Annotated in this window: 27 protein-coding genes; 11 read left to right on the top strand and 16 right to left on the bottom strand. The window is 69.1% G+C overall.

Annotated elements, in window-relative coordinates:
- The first annotated feature begins 66 nt into the window (after positions 1–66).
- Both AC0662_RS39180 and AC0662_RS39175 read left to right on the top strand, forming a co-directional pair.
- The gene (locus tag AC0662_RS39180; RefSeq protein WP_478307028.1) at positions 67–1,641 is read left to right on the top strand and encodes an HNH endonuclease signature motif containing protein; all 1,575 of its coding nucleotides are present in this window, start codon (positions 67–69) and stop codon (positions 1,639–1,641) included.
- A 192-nt stretch (positions 1,642–1,833) separates the two neighbouring features.
- Entirely contained in the window at positions 1,834–3,126 is a 1,293-nt protein-coding gene (locus tag AC0662_RS39175; RefSeq protein WP_452201093.1) for a serine hydrolase domain-containing protein, read from the top strand.
- On the opposite strand, the gene AC0662_RS39170 is transcribed toward AC0662_RS39175, so the two are convergent.
- A complete protein-coding gene (locus AC0662_RS39170) occupies positions 3,123–3,587 on the bottom strand; it encodes a MarR family winged helix-turn-helix transcriptional regulator (RefSeq protein WP_478307026.1) in 465 nt (154 codons plus the stop codon). The genes AC0662_RS39175 and AC0662_RS39170 overlap by 4 nt on opposite strands.
- A 60-nt stretch (positions 3,588–3,647) precedes the next feature.
- Between AC0662_RS39170 and AC0662_RS39165 the strand changes: the two genes are divergently transcribed.
- The gene (locus AC0662_RS39165; RefSeq protein ID WP_452201089.1) at positions 3,648–4,019 is read left to right on the top strand and encodes a cupin domain-containing protein; all 372 of its coding nucleotides are present in this window, start codon (positions 3,648–3,650) and stop codon (positions 4,017–4,019) included.
- A gap of 15 nt (positions 4,020–4,034) precedes the next feature.
- Here the strand turns inward: AC0662_RS39165 and AC0662_RS39160 are convergent, their stop codons facing one another.
- Positions 4,035–5,330 (bottom strand): glycoside hydrolase domain-containing protein, encoded by a 1,296-nt coding sequence (locus AC0662_RS39160; RefSeq protein WP_478307024.1) that lies wholly within the window; start codon positions 5,328–5,330, stop codon positions 4,035–4,037.
- 100 nt (positions 5,331–5,430) lie between these two features.
- On the opposite strand from AC0662_RS39160, the gene AC0662_RS39155 reads away from it, so the two are divergent.
- The 3 genes from AC0662_RS39155 to AC0662_RS39145 are packed head-to-tail and all read left to right on the top strand — an operon-like array spanning position 5,431 to position 8,245.
- Entirely contained in the window at positions 5,431–5,904 is a 474-nt protein-coding gene (locus tag AC0662_RS39155) for a GyrI-like domain-containing protein (protein ID WP_452201085.1), read from the top strand.
- A gap of 4 nt (positions 5,905–5,908) precedes the next feature.
- Complete coding sequence (locus AC0662_RS39150) at positions 5,909–6,964, top strand: ArsR/SmtB family transcription factor (protein WP_478307022.1); 1,056 nt, start codon at positions 5,909–5,911, stop codon at positions 6,962–6,964.
- A gap of 60 nt (positions 6,965–7,024) precedes the next feature.
- Positions 7,025–8,245, top strand: a complete 1,221-nt coding sequence (locus tag AC0662_RS39145) for an MFS transporter (protein WP_478307020.1) — start codon at positions 7,025–7,027, stop codon at positions 8,243–8,245.
- Here AC0662_RS39145 and AC0662_RS39140 read toward each other — a convergent pair.
- A complete protein-coding gene (locus AC0662_RS39140) occupies positions 8,226–9,332 on the bottom strand; it encodes an FAD-dependent oxidoreductase (RefSeq protein ID WP_478307018.1) in 1,107 nt (368 codons plus the stop codon). The genes AC0662_RS39145 and AC0662_RS39140 overlap by 20 nt on opposite strands.
- Here AC0662_RS39140 and AC0662_RS39135 point away from each other — a divergent pair.
- Positions 9,331–10,215, top strand: a complete 885-nt coding sequence (locus AC0662_RS39135) for a LysR family transcriptional regulator (RefSeq protein WP_478307016.1) — start codon at positions 9,331–9,333, stop codon at positions 10,213–10,215. The genes AC0662_RS39140 and AC0662_RS39135 overlap by 2 nt on opposite strands.
- Here AC0662_RS39135 and AC0662_RS39130 read toward each other — a convergent pair.
- The 8 genes from AC0662_RS39130 to AC0662_RS39095 form a co-directional block, all read right to left on the bottom strand.
- A complete protein-coding gene (locus AC0662_RS39130) occupies positions 10,191–10,673 on the bottom strand; it encodes a 2,4'-dihydroxyacetophenone dioxygenase family protein (RefSeq protein ID WP_478307014.1) in 483 nt (160 codons plus the stop codon). The two genes, AC0662_RS39135 and AC0662_RS39130, sit on opposite strands and share 25 nt — an antisense overlap.
- 10 nt (positions 10,674–10,683) lie before the next feature.
- Positions 10,684–11,361 carry an SDR family NAD(P)-dependent oxidoreductase gene (locus AC0662_RS39125; RefSeq protein ID WP_478307012.1) on the bottom strand — a complete coding sequence of 226 codons (678 nt, stop codon included), beginning with the start codon at positions 11,359–11,361 and terminating at the stop codon, positions 10,684–10,686.
- Between the two features lie 132 nt (positions 11,362–11,493).
- Positions 11,494–12,135: a hypothetical protein gene (locus tag AC0662_RS39120; RefSeq protein WP_478307010.1), complete on the bottom strand. Its 642-nt coding sequence runs from the start codon at positions 12,133–12,135 to the stop codon at positions 11,494–11,496.
- Positions 12,136–12,207: 72 nt separating this feature from the next.
- Positions 12,208–12,909, bottom strand: coding sequence for a hypothetical protein (locus AC0662_RS39115; protein ID WP_478307008.1), 702 nt, complete (start codon positions 12,907–12,909; stop codon positions 12,208–12,210).
- An 80-nt stretch (positions 12,910–12,989) separates the two neighbouring features.
- Positions 12,990–14,516: a precorrin-2 C(20)-methyltransferase gene (locus AC0662_RS39110; protein ID WP_478307006.1), complete on the bottom strand. Its 1,527-nt coding sequence runs from the start codon at positions 14,514–14,516 to the stop codon at positions 12,990–12,992.
- Positions 14,513–15,142, bottom strand: a complete 630-nt coding sequence (locus tag AC0662_RS39105; protein ID WP_452201065.1) for a precorrin-8X methylmutase — start codon at positions 15,140–15,142, stop codon at positions 14,513–14,515. The genes AC0662_RS39110 and AC0662_RS39105 overlap by 4 nt, the downstream gene beginning before the upstream one ends.
- On the bottom strand, positions 15,139–16,227 hold the full coding sequence (locus AC0662_RS39100; RefSeq protein ID WP_478307004.1) for a precorrin-3B synthase: 1,089 nt from the start codon (positions 16,225–16,227) through the stop codon (positions 15,139–15,141). The genes AC0662_RS39105 and AC0662_RS39100 overlap by 4 nt, the downstream gene beginning before the upstream one ends.
- 10 nt (positions 16,228–16,237) lie before the next feature.
- Positions 16,238–17,407: an MFS transporter gene (locus tag AC0662_RS39095; RefSeq protein ID WP_478307002.1), complete on the bottom strand. Its 1,170-nt coding sequence runs from the start codon at positions 17,405–17,407 to the stop codon at positions 16,238–16,240.
- Positions 17,408–17,525: 118 nt separating this feature from the next.
- On the opposite strand from AC0662_RS39095, the gene AC0662_RS39090 reads away from it, so the two are divergent.
- The 4 genes from AC0662_RS39090 to AC0662_RS39075 all read left to right on the top strand — a co-directional run bounded on the left by AC0662_RS39090 (position 17,526) and on the right by AC0662_RS39075 (position 20,757).
- Positions 17,526–18,029 (top strand): DinB family protein, encoded by a 504-nt coding sequence (locus AC0662_RS39090; RefSeq protein ID WP_452201059.1) that lies wholly within the window; start codon positions 17,526–17,528, stop codon positions 18,027–18,029.
- Between the two features lie 64 nt (positions 18,030–18,093).
- Entirely contained in the window at positions 18,094–18,576 is a 483-nt protein-coding gene (locus AC0662_RS39085; RefSeq protein ID WP_452201057.1) for a MarR family winged helix-turn-helix transcriptional regulator, read from the top strand.
- 103 nt (positions 18,577–18,679) lie between these two features.
- Positions 18,680–20,101 (top strand): MFS transporter, encoded by a 1,422-nt coding sequence (locus AC0662_RS39080; RefSeq protein ID WP_478306999.1) that lies wholly within the window; start codon positions 18,680–18,682, stop codon positions 20,099–20,101.
- A gap of 11 nt (positions 20,102–20,112) precedes the next feature.
- Positions 20,113–20,757, top strand: a complete 645-nt coding sequence (locus AC0662_RS39075; protein WP_452201051.1) for a TMEM175 family protein — start codon at positions 20,113–20,115, stop codon at positions 20,755–20,757.
- Here the strand turns inward: AC0662_RS39075 and AC0662_RS39070 are convergent.
- From AC0662_RS39070 to AC0662_RS39050, 5 genes are read right to left on the bottom strand one after another with little or no spacing between them, the layout of a single operon-like run.
- A complete protein-coding gene (locus AC0662_RS39070; protein WP_478306997.1) occupies positions 20,711–22,300 on the bottom strand; it encodes a carboxylesterase/lipase family protein in 1,590 nt (529 codons plus the stop codon). The two genes, AC0662_RS39075 and AC0662_RS39070, sit on opposite strands and share 47 nt — an antisense overlap.
- A 56-nt stretch (positions 22,301–22,356) precedes the next feature.
- Positions 22,357–23,121, bottom strand: a complete 765-nt coding sequence (gene cobF, locus AC0662_RS39065) for a precorrin-6A synthase (deacetylating) (RefSeq protein ID WP_452201047.1) — start codon at positions 23,119–23,121, stop codon at positions 22,357–22,359.
- 15 nt (positions 23,122–23,136) lie between these two features.
- On the bottom strand, positions 23,137–23,499 hold the full coding sequence (frdD, locus tag AC0662_RS39060) for a fumarate reductase subunit FrdD (protein ID WP_452201046.1): 363 nt from the start codon (positions 23,497–23,499) through the stop codon (positions 23,137–23,139).
- A complete protein-coding gene (locus AC0662_RS39055; RefSeq protein ID WP_478306994.1) occupies positions 23,496–23,876 on the bottom strand; it encodes a fumarate reductase subunit C in 381 nt (126 codons plus the stop codon). The genes frdD and AC0662_RS39055 overlap by 4 nt, the downstream gene beginning before the upstream one ends.
- Positions 23,873–24,631 (bottom strand): succinate dehydrogenase/fumarate reductase iron-sulfur subunit, encoded by a 759-nt coding sequence (locus AC0662_RS39050; protein ID WP_452201042.1) that lies wholly within the window; start codon positions 24,629–24,631, stop codon positions 23,873–23,875. The genes AC0662_RS39055 and AC0662_RS39050 overlap by 4 nt, the downstream gene beginning before the upstream one ends.
- Position 24,632: the final 1 nt, after the last annotated feature.

The following is a 24,632-nucleotide window of genomic DNA, read 5'->3' as shown; positions in this document are numbered from 1 at the left end:
CGAGATCGCCTGGAAAACAAGGGATTCGTGGGAGAACTGTCGGTGGTGGTGAGTAGGGTTTTCGGTATGGATGTTTTCGGTGGGCGGTCGGTGGTTGCGTTGGGCAACCATGAGCTGCTGCCTGCGCTCGATGAGCTGGACGCGGAGATCATCCGGTTGCAGGGGATTCGGTTGCAGGTTGTCGCGCGGGTGGAGGAGAGCGGTTACGCGCAGGAGGTCGGTGCGCGGGACACGGCCGAGTTGCTGGCGTTCCGGCATCGGCGGGACCGGTCGGAGGCGTGGCGGGACGTGCGGCTGGCTCGCGCACTGCCGAAGTACGCGGCTGTCGATGCCGCGCTCACCGCGGGGATCGAGTCCGACGGAATGGTGCTGCCGATGCAGACCGCACAGGCGGCGGCGATCGTGGCCGAGCTCGAGCGGGTCCGTTCGCGGGTGCCGGTGGAGGACCTGGATATCGCCGAGGCCCAACTGGTGTCGCTGGCCGCTCATCTTGCTCCGAAGGAGCTGCGGTCCGCGGCCAAGCAGCTCTGCGACCTGCTCGACGCGGATGGTCCGGAGCCTGCAGAGCAGAAGGCGTACGCCCGCGAGTCGCTGACTCTGGCTCCGGCTGAGAACGGCGTGAACTTCAGGGGCTACCTGGCCAACGAGAATGCGGAACTCCTGCGTGCCGTCGTCCATGCCGGTGCCCGCCCCCACAAGACCGTCGACGGCGAACACGACCCCCGCTCGCGCGACAAACGCCAGGCCGACGCCCTCACCACGGCGCTCACCATCGCCGCCAACGCCTGGGACACCAACACGGCTACTCCCGGGCAGGTGCCCGGGCACGGCGCCAAGGCGAACATCACCGTCACCATCGACCTCGACGACCTCAAGTCCGCGACCGCCACCGCCGCCGCGACCGCCACGGCTCATGCCACCGGTCAGACGGTGTACGGCGATGCCCTGTCCGCTGCGGTCATCCGTCGCTTGGCGTGCGATGCGAACGTCATCCCGATGGTCCTGGGTTCGAACTCCGAGCCCCTGGACGTCGGTCGCCGCGAACGCCTGGTCACCAAGGCGATGCGGCACGCGCTGAACGCCCGCGACCGCGGCTGCGTAGTGTGTGCTGCACCGCCGGTGATGTGCGATGCCCACCACCTGATCTCCTGGCTCGACGGCGGCGTCACCGCCCTCACCAACCTCGCCCTGCTCTGCCGCCGCCACCACGTCGACCTCCATGCCGGCCGCTGGACCATCACCATCACCAACGGCCAAGCTCACCTAACCCGCCCCACCTGGGCCACCCGATCACCTGCAGTCCCTGCCCAACCTGCAGGCCCAGACCCCACCCGACCTGCTGGTGTGCGCGCGGCCCGACCTCCTGGCGCGGCTCGCACCCAAGCTGGAGATGCGGATCCTGCCCGGCCTGCTGGCGTGCGTGCCGCCGGCTGTGATTCGCCGGTCGGCAACTGCACCACGCCGTTCGACTCTCGCGGGTCGACAAGCGGTCCTTGGGGCGACGCAGATCTGGCCGCTCCCCGGGCCGGCCGTTGGAAGGCTGACGGAGCGACCCTCAGTGCCGCGGCTCGGTTCGCTGTTTGGGGTGAGCGCAGCGGCACCGAGTCCGACACCGGGCCACCGTGCTTCGCAACCATCTGAGTCCCTCGGCTCAGGTCGGACGAGAGCTACCAGCACACGGTCGCCGCCCACCCCGCGAACCCGACCACGCCCGACCACGCCACCCGCGAGCCCAGCCGTGTCTTGTGAGCCGGTTGAGCTGAGACGGGTTGGTTCTGTGCGGCGGAGTAGACCTCTTGGGTGAAAGACTTTCCGGGTTAGGTGCCCCCTGCGTTGGAGTTGAAGGAGAAGACGTTCGTGGAGTTGTCGCGGCGGAGTTTGGGGAAGTTGGCTGTTGCTACTGGTGCTACCGCTGCGGTCGGTACCGGGGCCGGTTATCTGATCGGCCGGCCGGCTGATGCGGCGGCCACCTGGAAGACGACGGGTACGGCGGTGTCCTCGCTGGCCGGGTTCGACAGCCAGATGAAGTCGTTCATGCAGGCCCGTGGCATCACGGGCGGCCAGGTCGCCGTGACGTACAAGGGCCGCCTGGTGCTTGCCCGCGGCTACAGTACGTCGACCGCGCTGACCGTGCAGCCGACCTCGCTGTTCCGGATCGCGAGCCTGTCGAAGTCGCTCACCGCGGCCGCGATCGTGAAGCTCGCGCAGGACGGCAAGGTGAGCCTGTCGACACCGGTCGCGAACATCATCGACATCACGCCGGCGACCGGGCTGACGCGGGACCCGCGCTGGTCGCAGATCACGTTGTGGAAGGTGCTGCAGCACATCGGCGGCTGGGACCGGGACGTGTCCGGCGACCCGGAGTGGAAGGACGCCACGATCTCCCGGACGCTCGGCGTACCGATGGAGCTGCACCAGGCCGACGTGATCAAGTACATGGCCGGCCAGAAGCTCGACTTCAACCCGGGCGCGAAGTACGCGTACTCGAACTTCGGCTACACGCTCGCCGGCCGGGTGATCGAGAAGGTCAGCGGGCTGAGCTACGAGCAGTACGTGCAGCAGAAACTGCTCGCGCCGTTGAAGATCAAGCGGATGGCGCTCGGCTACTCGATCGCGAAGCACAGCGGCGAGACCTCGTACGAGTCGCAGTACTCCGGGCCGACCGTGCTCGACATGTCGGGGAAGAAGGTGCCGGCGCCGTACGGGACGTTCAGCATGCGGATCCAGGACGCGAACGGCGGCTGGATCGCGAGCGCCCCGGACCTGGTGCGCTGGGCGAAGATGTTCGACGCGCCGTCGAGCGTCCTGAACAGTACGTCGCTCGGCCGCGTCTGGTCGAAGCCGTCGACCGGCGTGAACTCCGATGGCTGGTACTACGGCCTCGGCTGGCAGATCCGCCCGGTCACCGGCGGCACGGGGCGCAACACCTGGCACACCGGCAGCATGCCCGGCACCTACACGCTGCTGGTCCGGACGAGCGGTGGGCTGAGCTGGGCCGCCCTCTTCAACCGCCGCGACGACGCGAGTGGCAAGTCGTACGGCGACATTGACGCCGCCATGTGGACCGCGGCCAACGGCGTGAAGACCTGGCCCACCCACGACCTGTTCCCGCAGTACTTCAGCTAGAACATCAACGCCCGGAAGTGTGGGGTGCTGATCTGGGCCTCCCCGGCCATCTCGGTCAGCACCTCGCGCAGGGTGTCGATCGCCGCGTCGCCGAGCCGTTTGCGGAGGCGGCGTTCGTAGGACTGGTGGAACTTGCGGGCCGCGGCGAGTGCGTCGCGGCCGCGGTCGGTGAGGTGTAGGAGACGCGCGCGGGCGTCGGACGGGTCGGGGCGGCGTTCGACGTACCCGCGGCGTTCCATGTCGTCCACGATCTGGCTCGCGCCCTGTTTCGTGATCTCGAGCCGCTCGGCCAGGCCGCTGATCGTCATCGGGCCGGCGGACAGCGTCCGGAAGACGAATCCGTCCGACCGGCCCTGGTCCTCGAACCCGAGGCCGGCCACGTGTCCGCGGAGTTCGCGGACGAACTCCTGATCCGCGAGAAGTAACAAGATGCCCAGATCAGGCTTGCCCGAGTGCGTCATACCCGCCATGATAGTCAAGCTGGCTTGGTCAAGTCAGCTTGACTAAATCGAGGGGGAACGATGCATGTGACACATGCGGCCGACGCGCCGCGCTTCCAGCGGCCGGGAGTCGAGTTCACCGGGCTGGCAGCGCCCAGCCGAGGGTCGGCGGGACTGTGCACCTGGCGGCTCACGGTCGACCCCGGGCACGGCGGCGACGCGCCGCACACGCTCGACCGGGACGAGGTGTTCATGGTGCTCAGTGGCACCGTCCAACTCGCTCCGGACGGCGACAAACTCGGTCCGGGCGACGCGGTCGTCGTACCGGCGGGTGAGCCGATCTCGCTGACCAACCTCGGCGAGGACAAGGCGGAGCTGTACGTCGCCATCACCGCGGGCTTCACCGGCTACATGGCGGACGGGACGGCGGTCCAACCGCCCTGGGCCCAGTAAACGGCCCAGTAGGCGTCAGCAGCGCCGGATCGGTGCCGTGTACGTCGTCTTGCTCGCAGTGGCGACGTAGTAGTCGGTGACCCAGCTCCCGTCACTCAGGCGGTCCCAGACTGCCGTAGTACCGACTCTCGAACCGGCCTGCTGGCAGCTGATCCACGCCAGCGAGCCGACGGGCAGCGTGCCCGGGTACTTCGCGTACGACGTACCCGGGCCGTGCCGGCGTGACAGACCGTCGATGGTGGTCTGGAACGGGAAGCTGCAGCCGGGGATCGGTGCGCTGTACCCCGGTTTGCTCGGCGTGCGCGTGTAGTAGTCGGCGATGTAGGTGCCGTCGATGAGCTTGTTCCAGACCGTCGTGGTACCGATCTTCGGTCCGAAGGTCTGGCACACGATGCGGACCCCTGCGTTCGCTGCGATCGTGGAGCGGACCGGGTACGCCGTCGAAGGTCCGCTGTACGAGTGGACCGTCGTACGGACGCTGTAGTGGTACGCGACGCTGGCGACCGGTGCGTCGAAGCGGTCGTTGTCGATATTGAGGGTCACGCCGCCGTACGTCTCGGTGTGGTCGCCCCGGTACTGCTTGCCGCGCTGTCCGACCGCCCAGAACGTGTTGGGCACAGTGGGCCAGTTGGTGAGGGAGCTGTTGTTGTCCCAGCGCGCGATCCACAGTGCGTCGGGACGCGCGTAGGAGCTGGAGTTGTACGCCGCTGCGAGGTCGGGCGCTCCCGAGTTCTGGTGACCGTAGACGCCGGAGACGTACCGCTGCCGGTGTAGCTCCGTCGTCCAGGCGGACAGGTAGTGCAGTACGGCGGAGCGGCAGACGGCGTTGGTGTTGTCGTAGTGCTCCATGTCGTTGTAGATCGCACTGCTCGGCAGAATGCCCAGCGCCTTGGCCTTGGCGACCGCATCGTCCGCGTCGCGGGCCGCCTCCCGGTTCGGCGCGGTCGTGGACATCTTGTACTTCCTGGTACCGCAGGGGGCCTGGAGACCGAGATAGATGGGGACGAGCCGCCAGCCCATCGCGGTCACCGACGTGACCCAGGAAGCGGTGAGCTGTGGCTGGGCACAGCTGCGGTTGACCCCACCGATGTAGATACCGATCGCCTTGTACGGCGAGGCGCGCCACGCGGTCATCGTGGCGAGCGTCGGCGCGGTACAGGTGTCGAACGCCAGACCGGTGAACCGGGTCGCGGAGGTGCCGGAGTTGTAGGTGATCGGCGTCGTGGGCTCGGCGAACACGGGGTCCGCAGGCCCGGCCACCAGCACGGCGAGCGCAGCCACCACAACCTTGACCTTGACCACGGCGGTCACCCCCAGCCCTCAGTACACGCTGAGTGAGCCGTCGGCGCCAGTCCTGCGTCGATGCCCGTCCGCGCGCTAAGTTGAGCCCAGAACCGAGTTGGGAGGACCGATGCCGGAGATTGTGGAAGTCGGGGAGCGTCCGTACGTCGCGCTGCGCGGGAAGGTCGCGATGAACGGGATCGCTGCGTTCGCGGACCGGATGCGCGAGGTGATCGACTGGCTGGCGGCCAAGGAGATCGCACCGAACGACGCTCCGTTCTTCAAGTACGACGTGGTCGACATGGACGCCGGTCTGGTGCTCGAGATCGGGTTCCCGGTGGACGACCTGCACTCGGGTGAGGGCGAGATCGTCACCGGCGTACTCCCGGCCGGCCGGTACGCGCAGGTCAGGTACCACGGCCATCCCGATGGACTGCTGGGTGCCACGAGTGACCTGCTGGCGTGGGGCGCCGAGCAGGGCGTGGAGTGGGACGCCAACGGGGACCAGTGGGTCGCGCGCCTGGAGATCTACCGCTCCGACCCGCGTGAGGTCCCGGACATGAACGACTGGGATACCGACCTCCAGTTCAAGCTGAAGGACTGACGGCGTGCCGACTGTCCTCGCTGGGGTCGGTCGGCTCGACGGAGAGCGGATCCGGCATGTGGCGTCGCCGCTGATCGAGCTTGGCTGTGCCCTGCACGTGCTGGCCGAGCCCTCGCACCACGACCGGGTCGAGTGGGCAGCGTCGGTACCGCTGTCCGCTGACCTGCGCGCTGAGCTGTCGCAGTGGTCGTGGACCGTGCGCGCGGTCCGGGCCCGGTTCTTCGCCACCTCTACGGCGACCGGTATGCCGTCCTGGTCCGACGAGGTCGCCGCGCTGCGCTCGCGTCCACCGGAGGAGGTGGCGGCCGAACTGGTCCGGCCGTTGCGTGGTCGCCCGTTGAGCAGCCGGCACGTCGACACGGACGCCGTACTGCACTGGGCTCGCAGTCGCGGCCGGTCCGTTGCCGCGCTGGTCGAGGCGCTGCTGACCGATCCCGCAGAGCCCGTACGGCGTTTCGTCGACCTGCTGGACGCGTGTTGGCAGGAGTGGTTCGGGGACGTCTGGGAGTCGTCGCGCGACGCGCTGGCGGCCCGGGGGCGGCACGATCGTGACTTGGCGATCCGCGACGGTGCCGGGGCGATGCTGTGCTCGCTGGACGGTTCGATCGCGGTGCGGGACGCGGACAACATCGTCGTACAGAAGGTGCAGAGCAAGCGGATCGACGTCGGGACGCGCTCGCTGTTGCTTGTGCCGAGCAACTACATCGCGCCGCACCTGTTCCTCGGGGAGATCCCGGGGGAGCCGGTAACGGTGATCTATCCCGCTGACGGGCGAGCGGCCGCCGTACCGACTGCGCAGCAGATCCGCGCTCGCCTCGATGCGCTCGCGTCTCCCGATCGCCTCCAGGTCTGCCGGGCCGTCGCCAGTGAGCCCCGTACCGCCGGCGAGATCGCCGCGCTCTGGGGCCTGCACCCGACCCAGGTGACCCGCCACCTGCGCGCCCTCACTCGAGCCGGCCTCGTGACGGCCGAACGCCAAGGCCGCTTCGTCGCCTACCGCCTGGACAACACCGCACTGACGACGTTGGGCACGGATCTCCTGACCCTCATCCTGCGCTGAGCTGACGGAAGTCGGCAATCCACCGGGTACGGCGGCCGGTGGCTTGTTGGATGAGCGGTTGTGACCACCCAACTTTCGCCCGCCGTCCGGAGACTGATCGCCGCGACCCTGGTCAACACCGTCGGCAACGGCATCTACGCGGCTGTCGGCGCGCTGTACCTGACCCGGGCCGTTGGCCTCTCCGTCGGTCACGTGGGGATCGGACTGACCGTGGCCGCGTTGATCGGCCTGGCCGCCAGTACGCCGCTCGGCGTGGTCGCGGACCGTCTCGGCCCCAAACAGACGTACGTCGCCTTCCTGCTCCTGCAGGCGCTGACGATGACTGCGTTGACCCAGGTGCGCTCCTTCGGGCTGTACGTCGTGGTCGCCGGCCTGACCGCGATCGCCGACTCCGGTCAGCGCGGCGCCAAGGGAGCGTTGATCGCCGGCCTGGCACCGCCCGGCCAACGCGTGCGGACCCGCGCGATCCTGCGGGTGGCGACCAACATCGGGATGGGCGTCGGCATGGCGGCGGCCGGCGCGGTCCTGGCCGTCGACCGGCGGGAGGTGTACGTCGTGGCGCTGCTGGCGAACGCGGCGACGTACGTCGTGACCGCCGGGCTGGTGCGGTTCGGGATGCCGGCTGTCGCGCAGGTGCCGTCCGCAACTGGTCCCTCGGGCCTGACCGCTGTACGGGACCGCCGGTTCCTGGTGTTCGTCGGACTGGACGGCGTACTGAGCATGCATGGCGCGCTCGCGCAGGTCGGCATCCCGCTCTGGGTCGCTAACGCGACCGATGCGCCCCGCTGGTTGATCTCTGTACTGCTGGTTCTGAACGCGGTCGCGGTCGTCCTGCTGCAGGTCAGGCTCGCCCGCGGCACCGACCGGATCGCGGGCGCTGCGCGGGCCGGGCGGCGAGCCGGGTTGCTGCTCGCGCTCACCTGTCTGGTGCTCGCGCTCACCGACGTGACGTCCGGCGCGCTGACGATCGGGTTGCTGGTCGTGGCTGCGCTCGCGCACGTCGTGGGCGAGATGCTCCAGTCCGCCGGCGGGTGGGGGATCAGCTTCGAGTTGGCGCCGCCGGGGGCTCAGGGGCAGTACCAAGGCACGTATGCGATGGGCCACCAGATCGGCGACCTCGTGGCGCCGTTGGTCATCACGACGGTTGCCGTCTCCTGGGGCTGGCCGGGCTGGTTGCTGACCGCAGCGGTCTTCCTGGTCGCCGGTCTCTTCGTCCCGGTCGTGGTTCGGGAGCCCTCGACCGGCTACGAAGCCGCAGAGGTCAGGCTGCCAGTGGTTTGAGGAGGTCGCGGAGGGCTCGGGCGGCGGTGAAGCCGGCGCGGTTGGCGCCGATGGTGCTGGCGGACGGTCCGTAGCCGACGAGCTGGATGCGTGGGTCGGCGACGGTGGCGGTGCCGTTCATCCGGATGCCGCCGGACGGTCCGCGGAGGTGCAGCGGCGCGAGGTGGGCCAGGTCGGCGCGGAAGCCGGTCGCCCAGAGGATCGTGTCCACCGCTTCGCGGCGGCCGTCGGCCCATTCGACGCCGTCCGGGGTGATCTTGGAGAACATCGGCAGCCGGCTGTAGACGCCACGGTCCCAAGCGGCCTGCTCCTGCTGACGAAGGTGCAGCCCCGTCACGCTCACAACGCTGCGCGGCGGGAGACCGGCGCGGACGCGTTCCTCGACCCGAGCCACCACCTGACGCCCGTACTCCGGGCTGAAGTCTTCACCGGTACGCCATTCCGGCGGGCGGCGGGTGACCCACGTCGTGGTGGCGACCTCGGAGACCTCGGCGAGCAACTGGACGGCAGAGGCGCCGCCACCGACCACGAGCACGTGCTGCCCGGCCAACTCGGCGGCTCCTCGGTAGTCGGCGGTGTGCAGTTGCCGGCCCCGGAAGGTCTCGATCCCCGGATACCAGGGGATGAAGGGCCGATCCCACGTCCCGGTCGCATTGACCAGCGCGGCGGTCTCGTAGGTTCCGTTGGACGTCTCGAGGGCGAACCCTTCGTCGGCGCTGTGCACGCTCTCGACCGTCACCGGCCGCAGCACCGGGAGATCGAAGCGCTTCTCGTAGTCCGCGAAGTACGACGGCACGAACGCGTTCGCCTGCTCCGCACCGGCACTCGGCGGCACCGGTACACCCGGCAGGTTCGCGATCCCGTGCACGTCGTGCATCGTCAACGAGTCCCACCGGTGCAGCCACGCGCCACCAGGCCCCTGGTTCTGATCGAGCACGACAACCTCGTCGTACGGCGTGAATCCCAGCCGCACCAGGTGGTACGCGGCCGACAGCCCCGCCTGTCCCGCACCGATCACCGCTACCTCGAGCACACCATCACCAACACGCGGTGCGGCCAGTGTCTTCCCGGCTACCGTGACGAGCATGGACCTCACCGCGGTGTACGGCTTCCGGATGGACTGGCTCGTCAGCTTCGTCGCCGTCACCCGGTACGGCGGTTTCTCGGCGGCTGCCAAGGCGGTCCATCGTGGTCAGTCGCGGATCAGTGAGCACGTGGCGGATCTCGAACGCGCCCTCGCCGTACAGCTCTTCGATCGCGGTGCGCACCCGCCGCGCCTGACGCCCGAGGGCCGCGCACTGCTGCCGCGGGCCGAGGAGATCCTGCGCGGCGTACAGAACCTGTCCGCCGGGGGAGACGTCCGCTTCGGCGCCTACCCGAGCGCCGCGGCCTGGCTCTTCCCACAGGTCGTACGGCGCCTTCCGGACAGCATCCGGCTGCTGCTCGTCGAAGGCCCGAGCATCGACCTGGAGGCCGCGCTGGTCCGCGGTGACATCGACCTCGCGATCCGCCCCGTGCATCCACTCGTCACCGACGAGTCGTTGACGCACGAGATCCTCTGGCGCGAGCCGCTCACCGCGGTGTTCCCCGAGAACCACGCGCTGGCCGGCATGGAGTCAGTCACGCTGGAACAACTGGCTGAGCTCCCACTGATTTCGATCGGCAAGAGCGACGGGCCGCGGCAGTTCGAGTCGCACCTGGCCTTCGCCTCGCGGGGCCTCGCTCCGGAGTTCGTGTTCCGCACCAACCAGCCGCAGACCTTGCTGTCGCTGGTGCGCCATGGCCTCGGCGTTGGGGTGACCAACCAGTTGGCAGTCACCACCGCCAACCTCACCGGCGTGCGGCTGGTACCCATCCACGACGCCGGTGTCGAGCGTCAGGTGGCGCTCTTCACCCGGCGCGACCACCCGTCGTCCCCGGCGTTGCTCGAGGTCATCGAGGTGGTTCAGCGGATGAACTGGTCGACGTAGTCGGCGCCCAGGCCGTTCGTGCCGTAGTGGTCCCGGCACAGCTGGATCTTGGTGAACGTGTCCTCGTAACCGATCTGGTTGCCGGCCTCGTCGACGTAGATCATCGCGCCGGAGATGTTGAAGAACGTGATCATCTCCGTGCAGTCCTCCGGGACGCGCAGGGTGTGGATCTCACCCGGCGGCTCGTACACGAACGCCCCGGTGTCCGCGACCCAGTCGTGCTCGTCGTACTGCCACTTGCCCTTGATCACGTAGCCGAAGACGGCGCTCGGGTGCCGGTGCCGGGAGACGATGCCGGCCCGGGTGACCTTGAGCAGGTTGCACCACTGGCCGGTGATCGTGTTCAGCATCAGCGGCCGGAACCACACGTCGGGCGCCTGCGGCACCCAGAGCCGATCGTCGTCGGGGACCGCCTGGACGGCGATCTCGGGTGGGACACCGGTGGAGACCGGGATCATCGAGTTCTCCTCACATGCTCAGGTAGCCGCCGTCGACGGGGACGACGGTGCCGGTGACGAAGCCCGCGTCCGGCCCGGCGAGGAATGCGATCACTCCCGCGACCTCGTCGGGGGTGCCCCACCGAGCCATCGGCGTACGCGACAGGATCCGGTCGGACGCGACCGGGTCGGACTGCAGTGCGGCGGTCAGGTCGGTGGCGATCCATCCGGGTGCGACCGCGTTCACCCGGATGCCGTCGGCGGCCCAGGCGACCGCCAGCGACTTGGTCAGCTGCACGATCCCGCCCTTGGAGGCGCTGTACGCCGGAACCAGCGGCCCACCGAAGTAGCTCAGCATCGACGCCACGTTGACGACACAGCCACGACTCGCGGCGAGCAGTCCGTACGCCGCCTCGGCCGCGCGCATCGCCCCGGTCAGGTTGATCTCCACGACCTCCCGGAAGACCTCCGGCCGGTGCTCGTCCCCGCGCCGGATGACGCCGGCCGCGTTCACGAGTACGTCGAGCCTCCCGAGCGACCCGATCAGCTCCTCGAGCGCGCCGTCGGCTCGCAGGTCGAGCTCGACCTCCGACGGGCCCGCTCCGAGCCCGGCCGCGACGACGTGCAGTCCGTCCGCGGCGAGGCGCCGTACCGCGGCCGCGCCGATGCCACTGGTGCCGCCGACGACCAACGCTGAGCGCATTGTCATGCCCGTCATGGTCGCGGGGAGCCGGCGGTCGCGGCAAGGAAAACCCGGAGGACGGATCGGTGCGATCCGCCCTCCGGTACCCGGCTTCCTCCCGGCCCGGTGCCGAACGAGAGTCGGCACCCAGCCGGTGGGTCAGCCGGCGCTCACGTCGATCCGCCGGTGGTAGCGCTGGCCGGCCTTCCCGCCGATCAGCGCCGCGAGCAACGTGATCACCACGGCCGCGATCAGCGCGACCACGCCGCCCGAGGTCAGCGTGTCGGTGGCGATCGGGATCGACGGCAGGTCGACCCGGCCCAGTACGTCGTACTGCGAGCCCGCGAGTGCCGCGACACCGGCGACGACCAGGGTCACCACGACACCGATCATCCAGACGCCGAAGCCCTGCCGGCCACCGTCGAAGCGCGCCAGCCGACCGGCGACGTACCCGCCGTTGTAGTACCCGATCGCCAGGATGACCAGCAGGACCGCGCCGGAGACGATCCCGATCGTGTCGGCGTTCGCGTTGTTCCAGGCGATCGGTCGCGCGTAGTCGATCGCCGCCGCGATCGCACCGGCGATCCCGGTCAACAGCGTGGTCAGACCGATCGCGACCAGCCAGCCGAAGAACGCCGCCCCGCCCTTGTACCCCCGGTAGGCCGGATCCACCTCGGCCGCGGGCGACGCGTCGCCGTCGGCGCGGTGCCGACTGGACGGCGGGTCCCCGTCGTCCTCGTACGTTGCGGCCGGGTCCAGCCGCTCGATCCGCGTGTCTTCCTGGTGCTGTTCCTGAATCATTGTCAGCTTCTCCTCACCGGACAAGCCCCGTGTGACTACCAGGTACCCCGGTGTGAAACCGACAGGTCGTGCTTACAGCAGCTGGTCGATGCGGCCGTGGTAGCGCCGGCCCGCCTTGCCGCCGATGATCGCTGCCAGCAGCGTGAGCAGCAGCAGCGCGGCCGCGGCGGCGATCCCGCCGAGCGCGAGCGTGTTGTTCGACAGGGCGACGTCCGGGCGGTTCAGGTCGCTGATCGTGCCGTACTGGTGGTTCAGGAACCAGACCCCGCCGCCGGCGATCGCTCCGACGAGCAGTGCGATCATCCAGACCCCGAAGCCCTGCCGGCCGCCGTCGAACCGGGCCAGCCGGCCGGCGACGTACCCGCCGGTGTAGAAGGCCAGCATGAGCATGAAGATGCTGACCGCGGCGGCGGTGAGCGAGGCGGCGCCGGGCTGCGCCTTGGCGTCGCTGGTGCCGTAGCCGAGGATCTGGGCGGTCCCGAGTGCGGCGGCGGATACCGCTGCCAGCAGCAGGATCGACATCGAGATCGCGATCAGCCAGCCGAAGAACGCGGCCCCGAACTTGAACCCGCGGTACGACAGCAGTTCCGGATCGATGTCCGGATCAGCGCTGAGGACACCCGGAGCGCCGGAGCTCTGCTGGTCCGGGGTGACCGAGATCGTGGTCATCGCCCGGTTGGCGGCCGCCCGCGCCTCCTCGTAGCGCTGCGTGGCGTTCGTCTCGCCTGCGGGCGGGGTGATCGTCGCGGTGTCGCCGGGGTACTGCTGACTCATGTCCGCTGGCTCCTCACTGGTCGGGCTTCGGGGCGGTCCCTACCCGTCCGCACCGCGGCTGACACGGGCCGAGCCCGGATTTAACCGTCTCCTCGTGTGGTCTCACTGACCGTCGCCGGGTATCGGCGCGGAGTGATGACCAGCGGTCCGGCCGGGCGGGGCACGGTACGGGTCTGTGACGAGCCGACCAGGAGCAGACACCGCATGTCAACCGTTTCCGGCGCGAGTTCGGCCAGCGTTGTCACGGTGATCATTTCCTCCGGACCGCCCACGTCGCGGCCGACGACGACCGGCGTACCGGGGGAGCGGTGCTCGAGCAGCAGGTCCCGGGTCGCCGCGACCTGCCAGGTGCGGGACTTCGACGCCGGGTTGTAGATCGCGATGGCGAGATCCGCGGCCGCGGCGGCGGTCAGGCGCCGGGCGATCACGTCCCACGGCTTGAGCCGGTCCGACAGCGACAGCACGCAGTAGTCGTGTCCCAGCGGCGCTCCGACCCGGCTGGCGACCGCCTGCGCGGCGGTCATCCCGGGCAGCACGCGGACGGCGATATCGGCGTACTCCGGTTCGGCGGCGACCTCGGTGACCGCGCTGGCCATGGCGAACACGCCGGGGTCACCGGACGAGACCACGACGACGGTGGAGCCCTTCCGGGCCAGATCGAGCGCGAAGGCGGCGCGTTCGGACTCGACGCGGTTGTCCGAGCCGTGCTTGCGCTGCCGCGCGCGGTCGGGCAGCCGGTCGACGTACGTCGTGTAGCCGATCACGTCGTCGGCGCCGGCGATCGCGGCGCGGACCTCCGGGGTCATCCACTCCGGGCCGGCCGGTCCGAGGCCGACGACCGTCACGGAGCCCTCGGTCGCAGTCTTGGGGTCCGGGGGAGTGAACGTGTTGTTGATCGGGCTCGGGAGCAGTGCGAGGGAGAAGTACGGGACGTCGTCCGGGTCGACCTCGGTGAGCGGCGCGGTCCGTTGGGCGTCGGTGGTCGCGCGTTCGACGTACCACGCCTCGTCGGCACGGCCGGCCAGTTCGAAGGCTTCGCGGACCCCGGCGAACGTGCGCCCGAGCTTCATCACCGCCGCCGCATCGGTCGAGCGGAGCCGCTCGGCGAGGACATCGGGTGGGAGGGTGCCGGGCAGGACGGTCAGGATCTCGTCCCGCTCACACAGCGGACGGCCGAGTACGGCGGCCGCGGCGTTGACCGAGGTCACGCCGGGAACCACCTCGCAGGGGTACCGATCGGCGAGCCGCTTGTGCATGTGCATGTAGGAGCCGTAGAAGAGCGGATCGCCCTCGGCCAGGACGACGACGTCGCGGCCGGCGTCGAGATGCGCGGCCAACCGGGCGGCGCAGTCGGCGTAGAAGTCGTCCATCGCACCCTGGTAGCCGCCGGGGTGGTCGGTCGTCTCGGTGGTCAGCGGATAGACCAGGTGCTCCTCGATCTGTCCGTCAGTCAGGTACGGCGCGGCGACCGATCGCGCGATGCTCCGCCCGTGCCGCGCACTGTGGAACGCGATCACGTCCGCGGCGCCGATCAACCGGGCCGCCTTGACCGTCACCAGCTCCGGGTCCCCCGGCCCGAGCCCGACTCCCCACAGGTGCCCGCTCATTCGACCTCACTCGCGATCGCGTTGACGGCGGCCGCGGTGATCGCGCTCCCGCCGCGGCGGCCCTTGACGACCAGGTACTCCAGGCCGAGCTCGTTCGCGGCCAGCGCGTCCTTCGACTCGGCGGCGCCGATGAACCCGACCGGGATCCCCAGCACCGCGGCCGGGCGCGGCCCACCCGCGGTGATCACCTCGAGCAGCCGGAACAGCGTGGTCGGTGCGTTGCCGATGGCAACCACCGCGCCGGGCAGCCGGTCCAGCCACAGGTCGACGGCCGCGGCGCTGCGAGTGGTTTCCAGCTGCTGCGCCAGCTCGACCGTCCGTGGATCCTGCAGTGTGCAGATCACCTCGTTGTCAGCCGGCAGCCGCCGCCGGGTGATCCCGGCCGCGACCATCTGCGCGTCGCACAGGATCGGTGCGCCGCTTTGCAGTGCGGCGCGCGCGTTCTTGACCACGTTGGGCGACCAGGCGAGGTCGGCGACCAGGTCGGTCATGCCGCACGCGTGGATCATCCGCACTGCGACCTGCGCGACGTCCGCCGGCAGGCCGTCCAGCGCTGCCTCGCTGCGGATCGTCGCGAACGACCGCCGGTAGATCTCCGCGCCGTCGCGCACGTACTCGTAACTCACAGCCGCACCCCGTCCACCAGATACCCGTCACTCACCGCAAGAACATCCACAAACCCCGCAGCCGGTTTCCCGCACCGCCGCTCGCACCCGGACCAATGCACCCGCCGTCCGTCCCTTCGCATCCCTGGCATCAGCTGAGTCGCATCCGCCCGTACGTCGGCCAGCGCCTTGGCGCACCGTGGTCGACCCGCGCAGGCCGTGACACCCTCCCAGACCGAGTCCGGCGTCGTCACCAGTCCGACGTCCTCCAGCCCGGCACTATCCGCTGGAACGACGACGGACCGCCAGGGCGTGACTCGGATCTCGTCGGCGACCTGAGTGAGCGCAACAGCCTGTTCCTGCGTCAGACTCCCCAGCGGCACGGTCACCACCAGTGCCGCCCCGTGTACGCCGGCCGTCACCCGGGTCGCCTCAGCCGGAGCCACTGCAGTCGCCGATAAGCCCAACCGGTCGAGAATGCGCTCCGCGCCCTCAGCGAGCTCAGCGATCCGCCACTCCTGATCGCGGACAGCGAGAAACGCCTCCGCCGCAGCCAGCATCAGCTCCGGCACCTGACCCCCCTCGACTCGCACGCCACGAGTCCCGAGGGTCAGTACGCCGGTCTGCTCGTCGACCGCCCGCACCGCGACATCCGCGTTGACGTCCGCCAGATCCCCGCGCCCGTCGTCCAGTGCGAACAAGAACCGCCCCGGCAGGTCTGCCAGCGCGGGGCGAGCACACAGCGCCTGGTCCAGCGCGGTGGCCACCGGAAGTACGTCGTACCGCGAGTGTTGGTCCAGACCGGACAGTGGTGAGGCGAGGATGTTGCGGACGCGTTCGTGGGTGATCGACGGGAGCAGTCCGGCTGCGAAGAGCCGGTCGGACAGGTCCCGCGGTCCGTCGGCGTCCAGCCCGCGGATCTGGATGTTCCCGCGCGACGTGAGCTCCAGCCGGCCATCACCGAGGTCAGCGGCGGCAATCCGCAGTACGTCGAGCTGTGCGGCGGTCAGTCGACCACCGGGCACGCGGACGCGCGCGAGACCACCGTCGGCCGCCTGGTGCACTGCCAGCACACCAGGGCATCGATCGCCTTCAGTCCTCGCCACAGCCGTGATGCTACGTGCCCGAAACCTGCTGTGTTCTGGACCACAGCAGGACCCCGACCGCCAGCGCCGCACACGCGCCACCGGCTGCCATCGCGACTGATACCGACCACGCGTCCACGACGAGTCCTCCGAGCAGCGCCCCGATCGACAACACCGCCTGGAACGAGGAGGTGAACCACACAGTTGCCGCTTCCCGCGACTCCGGCACGGCCAGCGCGAACATGCTCATCGAGCAGACAGGTACGCCGCCGTACCCGAGGCCCCAGATCACCAGCAATAGCAGGGCTCCCGCCGTACTGCGGCCTGCCACTGGCATGAGGAGTGTCGCTACGGCGATCAGGGCAGCGCAGGTGATGAAGGTGCCTTTGAGGCTGCGCGCAACGGACAGGCCGGCGATGACGTTGCCGACCAGACCGGCCGCGCCGTAGACGAGCAGGAAGAGGCCAATGAGTTCTGGGCGCACCACGTCGCGGAGGAACGGTGTGACGTACGTGTAGGTCGCGAAGTGTGCCGTCACGATCAGACAGGTGACCAACAGCGCACTCCGGCTGCCGCGGAGGGCTTGCCAGAGTACGGCGGCCCGCGTCACCTGCAGGGGAGGGAGTAGCGGCACTGTGGCGCGTAGCGCGATCAGTGCGAGCAGAGCGAGGACTCCGAGGGCCGCGAACGACGTACGCCAGCCGGCGAACTCTCCGACGAACGTGCCCGCTGGTACGCCGAGCACCGAGCCGAGTGGTACCGCCGAGAAGATCACTGCTGTCGCACGCGTCGCCCACCGCTCCGGGACCAGACGCCCGGCCAGTCCGGCGCCGATCGACCAGAAGCCGCCGATAGTCAGGCCGACAAGGACTCTGGCGACCAGCTCGAGTGAGAAGACCGGTGCGGTCGCTGCGAGAAAGCCGGCGCCCGCTAGTAGAAGCATCAGCACGCAGAGCATCAGACGCCGGTCCAGCCGCGCTGTCGCCAGCGTGACGACTGGTGCGGCAACCGCCGCGACCAGTCCGGGGATCGTCATCAGCCAGCCGGTCCGTCCCGGGGTCAGCGCGAAGTCGGCGCCGATCGGGGTCAGCAGTCCGATCGGGAGGATCTCGGTGGTGACGATCGCGAAGATGCCGAGTGTCACCGCGCCGACCCCGAGCCACCGAACGGTCGATGGCCGGGTTGCCGTCAGGGTTGTCATGCAGTCCAGGCAACCGGCCGTGGTACGCCACAGCTCGCGGTTTCGCGACACCGCGGTCCGGCACGACCAAGCCGTCGTTTTCCCGCGATTGTCGGTGCGGGGTGACAGGGTGCGGCGCATGGTGCTGAGGGAACGACCGTGGCCGGCCGACGACTCGACGCTGCCCGGGTCGGTGATCGGGTTCTTCCAGTTCATCCACACGACGGCGGTGAACAAGCTGGACGGGCTCGACGAGGAGCAGGCCCGCGCGACCCCGCCGGCGAGCTCGCCGGTGATGAATCCGCTCGGGCTGATCAAGCACCTGACCGCGGTGCAGCGGCAGCACATCCAGCGGACGATCGGCGGCCAGGACCTGCCGTCGCTGTGGCGGTCCGACGACCACGACTACGAGTTCCGGATCGGCGCCGACGAGACGATCGCTTCGGTCGTCGCGGCGTACGACGCCGAGTGGGAGCTCTCGCAGCGGACCTTGGGCTCGGTGGACTGGAGTGGGTTCGTGACGGGGAACCACGGGGCGGTGCGGGTCGAGCGGCTGCTGGTCGACGTCCTGCAGGAGTCGGCCCGGCACCTCGGGCACCTCGACGTACTCCGGGAACTCCTCGACGGCGGCCGCGGCGAATGATCCAGCCCAATGATCTAGCTCGGGATCATCTGCCGGTAGATGATCCCGCGTTACCCTCGAAGGTATGGCGCAGCTCCCGGAACGTACCGTCCCTGACCTCACCGGCTACCTCACGCACGCCGGTCACGTCCTGGAGACGCAGCTGTCGGCGGCGCTGGCGGAGGTTGGCCTGACGCTCCGCATGCAGTGCGTACTGCGGCACGCGCTCGAGGCGGAGCGCACCCAGATCCAGATCGCCGAGCTGTCGTACCTGGACAAGACCACGATGGTGGTCACCGTCGACGCGCTGGAGAAGGCCGGGTACGCCGAACGGAAGCCCTCCGCGACCGACCGCCGCGCCCGGATCATCGCGGTCACGGAGTCCGGCGCGAAGATCGCCGCCGAGGGACAGCAGATCGTCGACCGCGTGCACGCGGAAGCCCTCGCCGCCCTGGCCGCCCCCGAGCGCCGGACGTTCGTCGACGCCGTCACCACCCTGGTCGACGGCCCCCTCGCCACCCCGGTCACCGCCCAGCCGGTACGCCGCTCCCGCCAGCGCGCGAGCTGAAACCCGCAGAAGCCATCCAAGCGCACTAGTCTGATAAAAGATCGTCTACTACGGGACTATCTGTTAGGGTCCTTCTTGTCGGTTCAAGGACAAGGAGAGACCTGTGAGTGTGGACGTGGTGGAAACGGCCGTCGGGCGCGGGCGGGCGCTGGTCGTGCTGTGCGTGATGCAGCTGATGATCATCCTCGACGGGACCGTCGTGACCGTGGCGCTGCCGACGATCCAGCGGGACCTGGAGTTCTCGCAGGCGGGGCTCGCCTGGGTGCTGAACTCGTACCTGATCGCCTTCGCCGGGCTGCTCCTGCTGGCCGGCCGGATCGGGGACCTGATCGGCAGCAAACGCGTCTTCGTCGCGGGCCTCGGCCTGTTCACCGCCGCCTCGTTGCTGTGTGGCCTGGCGCCGAACGCGGAGGTGCTGATCGCCGGCCGGTTCCTGCAGGGCGTCGGGGGCGCGCTCGCCTCAGCGGTGATTCTCGGGATGATCGTCAGCCTCTACCCGGCGCCGGGCGAGCAAGCGCGGGCCATGGGCGTCTACAGCTTCACCGCCGCCAGCGGCGCGTCCATCGGCCTCATTCTCGGCGGCGTGATCACCCAGACCATCGGCTGGCACTGGGCATTCCTGATCAACGTCCCGATCGGCGTGCTCTCGCTGGTGTTCGCCGTGCGGGTGCTCGGCCACCAACCTGGGCTCGGTCTCTCGAACGGCGCGGATGTCGTCGGAGCCGTACTCGTGACCGCGGGCCTGTCGCTCGGCGTCTACACGATCGTCCAGACCGCTGAACCGCAGGCGACGCTCACCCGAACACTCCTGCAAGCCGCCGCGGCACTCCTGCTCCTGGTCGCGTTCGTCGTGCGCCAAGCACGCATCAAGAACCCACTGCTTGCCCTGCGCATCTTCCGGCGCCGCCAGCTCAGCGTCGCGAACGGAGTCGTCGTACTGCTCTTCGCGGCCGGCTTCGGCTTCCAGTTCACCACCGCGCTGTACGTCCAGCGGGTCCTCGGCTACGACTCGCTCACCACTGGCCTCGCGTTCCTGCCGGCGCCGATCATGAACGCATTGATGTCGCTGTCCATCGCACCCCGGCTGACCGTCCGCTTCGGCCCGCGCAAGATGCTGATCGCCGGACTGGTCGTGTTCCTCCTGGCCCTGCTCTGGATCAGCCGCGCCCCGGTCGACGGCTCGTACGTCGTCAACGTAGGTCCGGTGCTCGCAGTGATGGGTGCCGGTATCGGAGTGGCGATCCCGGCGTCGATCATGCTCGCCATGGCCGGCGCGGACCCCACCGACGCCGGACTGGCCTCGGGCCTGAACAACACCGCACAACAAGCCGGTGCGGCCATCGGCACCGCCGTACTCGCGACGCTGGCCGCCTCGACCACCACGCACCGGCTGAGCCAGCACGCCGGTGACCTACTGGCTCTGAGAGACGGGTACGGCGCTGCGTGGCTCGCCGCGGCCGGTTTCGTCCTCGCAGCGGCACTGCTGTCGATCGGTCTGCTCAGAGCCGCCCCAACTGACCAGTAGTCTTGTCGGCCGTGACGACGTCGAGAGATCCCGATCGCCTGATCCTGTTCACCGACGCGGTCGTGGCGATCGCGATCACGCTGCTCGTGTTGCCCCTGGTCGACCTGGTTCCGGAGGTCAGGGCGGACGGCGGGGACGCTGTCTCGGTCATCACCGAGCACCGGCAGGAGCTCTTCACGTTCCTGCTCAGCTTCGCCGTGATCGCCAACTTCTGGCTGGGGCACCACCGGGTCTTCGAGCACGTCCGCGCCTACAACCCACTGCTGATGCGGCTGAACCTGCTCTGGCTGCTCACCATCGTCGTGCTGCCGTTCCCGACCGAGATCATCGGCGCGTTCAAGAGCGACCGCTTCACCGCCGGCATCTACGTCGGGACGATCCTCGTGCTCAGCATCCTCCAGTCCGCGATCACCTGGCTGGTGCACGGGCACAAGGAACTGGAGGACCCGGACAACCCGGTCAGCAAGCGGCAACTCGTTGGCACGCTGCTGCTGACCGGGCTGACCGTCGTCGCGTTCCTCCTGGCGGCACTCGTACCGGGAGTGAACTTCTACGCGATGCTGCTGCTACTTCTGTCGCCGTTGCTGATGCCGGTGTGGAGCAAGCGCTTCACGCGCCAAGACCAGCCCACAACCCGCACTGGTGCTCAGCAGTGAGGTTCACCTGCTGAATCCCGTTCTGATCGGTCGGCGCGAGCGACAGCCCGTTTACCACGCGTGCGCCGGTCGGTGACCAGTGCGGCCGGTCCGGTCCGTTCGGGTCACCGGTCCGGGCGAACGCGGTCCAGTAGTCGATCATCTGGTCTGACAGCTTCTGCTGCGTTGCGGTCAGCGGCAGGTCGTACCCACCGAGCCGGAACAGGTACGGCAGCTCTGACGCGTGGACGGCGCCCAGTCCGGCCGGCGCGATCGGTGAGTGCTTGTCAGCGAACTCGTAGGCGTACACCGGTACCTTGCGCGCCGCCTGCTGGTCATTCGCTACCTGTGTGCACGACCAGATCCGGTCCGTCGTGACAGCACCCCACGCCGCGGCCGGCGACCCGTAGCGGGACTGGGGGTAGTGCCGCAGTACCACTGGAGCCTGCTTCGGGCCGACCATGTTCTCGACGACCTTCGGGTAGTCCTTGATGTCCCCGAACGCGGCCAGCCAGGCGTTCGCCTCGTCGTGGTTGTTCCCCGAGACGATCGGTACGCGGTGGAACAGTCCGGCCTTCATCGCCTTCGCCGGGCTGAGCGGTACGGCGGCAGTCCCGCCGTACCCGACCTGCGTGAACTGGAGCATGTCGTCCACGAGTACGTCGGACTTCACCGCGCGCAGGCAGTCGAGCATGGACTGACCGGGCTTGCAGGCCAGCTCGGACTTCTTGCCGGCCGCCCACTCCTTGCCGTTCGCCTGCACCTGGCTGGCCGGGATCCACGGGGAGTCCGCGGCCTGGCCCGGGTACTGGCTGTTGTCGCCCCAGTTGAACGCGCACGAGCCGCTCTGCATGATCGCCTTCGCGAACAGGCCCGTGGAGGTCGGCGAGGTGAGCTGGGCGCACACACTCATCCCACCGGCCGACTCACCGGCGACCGTGACGTTGCGCGGGTCACCACCGAAGGCCCGGGCGTTGCGCTGCACCCAGCGCAGGGCGGCCTGCTGGTCCTGCAGACCGTACGTGCCGGACCCCGGCAGGCCCGGGTACCCGAAGAAGCCGAAGATACCGAGCCGATAGTTGACCGTGACAACGACCACGTCACCACGGGCAGCGAACTTCGACGCCTCGTAGCTGCTGCCCGCGCCGGAGAAGAACCCGCCACCGGGAAGCCACACGACGACGGCGCGCGGCTTGCTGGTGGGCTTGGCCGGCGTCGTGACGTTCAGGTACAGGCAGTCCTCGGTGGACGACCCCTTCGGAGCCTCGGAGTTCGCCTGCTGCGGACACACGTTCTGGACCTTCGACTCCCGTACGCCGGTCCACGCCGCGGCCGGCTGCGGCGCCTTCCAACGCAGTGCTCCGATCGGGGGAGCGGCGTACGGAATCCCGTCGTACACCAGGGCGTCGCCGACCGTCTTGCTTGCGACGAGCCCGTTGTCGGTTCGTACGGCGTTGTCTGTTGGTGGGGCTGGTTGGGCTGCTTCGCCGGGACCGGCGAACGCCACCACCAGGCCGAGCGGCACCACAGCGGCCGCTATCGCTGCCAAGAGTTTCTTCGTCATACCGGCAGCCTCGGCCAGGTGGTACCCCGGCCGCTTCGGTCCGGTGGCCAGGGCGCCTAAGACTTTGGTCTACGTCGCAGCAGGTACGTGTCCATGATCCAGCCCTTGCGGTCGCGGGCCTCGGCGCGGACCTTCTCGATCTCGGCCGCGACATCGCGGAGCGGACCGGAGATGAGCAGCTCGTCCGGAGTGCCGAGGTACGCACCCCAGTAGATGTCGGCGTCGGTGTCGAGGTGCTCGGTGAACGCGGTCTGCGCGTCGAGCATCACCACCACGTCGTCCACGTCGTCCGGCCACTGCTTCGCGAGCCGCCGCCCGGTGGTGATCTGGATCGGGCGGCCGACCTGGTTCAGCCCCACCCGGTGCCGTGCGGCGAGCGTCGACACGCTGCTGATCCCGGGGATCACCTCGACCTCGAACGCGAGCTCGCCGCGCGCCAGGATGTCGTCCAGGATCGCCAGCGTGCTGTCGTACAGCGACGGGTCGCCCCAGACCAGGAACGCGCCCACCTGGTCCTCGCCGAGCTCGGCCGCGATCATCTGTGCGCAGACATCGGCCCGGCGCCGCCGCCAGTCGTCGACGGCCTCGACGTACGCCGAGGTGGTCCGGTCCCGCTCCGGGTCCTGGCCGACGACGACGCGGTACTCCTTGCTCGTCGCGTACCGGCGGAGGATCTCCGACCGCAGGTCGACCAGCTCCTGCTTGACCTCGCCCTTGTCGAGCACGAAGAACACGTCGACCCGGTTCAGTGCCGACACGGCCTGCATCGTCACCTGCTCCGGATCGCCCGCACCGACTCCGACGACCACGATCTCGCGCATGCGCCGCAGCCTATGTCACACCGTCAGCAGCAGTGCGGCGGCAAGGACGGATCCCACGACGGCGCCGCCGTAGCACACAGCCACGATCGGTACGGCGTACCGCTTCAGCTGCAGCCCTTCGTACAGGGTGTAGCGAAAGCGGTGCGCCCAGTGGAACAAGGCCAGCACGCAGAGCCCGAACAGCACCAGGCGGGTGATCCAGTTGTGCAGCACGGCGAACACGTGGTCGTAATCAGGCGGCGACAGCCAGCCGAGGGGGAACGCGAGGCCGAACAGGAACAGCAGGACCGGCACCATCAGCGCCGCCACCATGCCACCGGAGCTGAACAGCATCCACAGAAACGGTTCCGGAGTCGGCCGACGGCGTTGTGCGGTCATCTCAGCACCACCCACGCGACGACGGCCGACAGCACCAGCCAGGCCAGGTAGTGCGCGGCAACGACCTGACTCGGCGGCACCCGACGCCCACGCACCTTGACGGCCATGGCCCGCGGCGCCAGAGCGAACCAGGTCACCACGTGCAGCAGCACGAACAGCATCGCGATCACATTGATTGCGACCACCCACCAGTGCCCACTCCAGTCCAGGAAACGCTGGTACGACGCGGCGCCGTCGCTGATCGCGTTCACCAGGAGCAGCAGGAACACCACGAACCACGCGACGAAAACACTACTGAGCTCACGCAGTACGAACAGCGTGTACGAACGACGCTCGAGCCACCAGAACAGGTGGACCGGCCGCTGGTAGACACTCATCGCTTGCGCCGGGACTTCACACTGCGCGGCATGAGCAGGTCCTTGATCGACTGGGTCGCCGCGGTCAGTTTGTAGCGCTGGATCGCGCCGGCCGGATCCACGCCCTTCGGGCACGCGGCACTGCATTCGCCGACGAACGTGCAGGCCCAGATCCCTTCCGGCGACGACAGCACGGCGAGACGCTCGTCGGCGCCCTCGTCGCGGGAATCGAGGTTGTAGCGCTGCGCCAAGGCGATCGCCGCCGGGCCGATGAAGTCCGGTTCGAGGCTGTAGACCGGGCACGCCGAGTAGCACAGCATGCAGTTGATGCACATGCTGTACTGCTGGTACTCGTCCAGCTCCTCCGGAGTCTGCAGGTACTCGCCCTCCTCGACCGGGCTGTGCACGTCCCGAACCAGCCACGGCTCGACCTTCGGCAGTTTGGTCATGAAGTCGTCGATGTCCACCACGAGGTCGCGGACGACCGGGAAGTTGCGCAGCGGCTCGATGCGGATCGGGCCGGGCGCGTAGTCGGTCAGGAAGGTGGCGCAACTCAGCTGGGGTTCGCCGTTCACCGTCATACCGCAACTGCCGCAGATCCCCATCCGGCACGACCACCGGAACGACAACGTGCCGTCCAGCTGGTCCTTCACGTAGGTGAGACCGTCCAGGATCGCCCAGTGCTCGCGCAACGGGACCTGGTACGACTGCACCACCGGCTCGGTGTCGACCCCTGGCCGGTAGCGTGCGACCTCCAGCGTGATCTCGGCTGCCATC

The sequence above is a fragment of the Kribbella sp. NPDC043289 genome (genome assembly GCF_056436705.1).
This window is presented reverse-complemented; position numbering and strand designations above follow the sequence as displayed.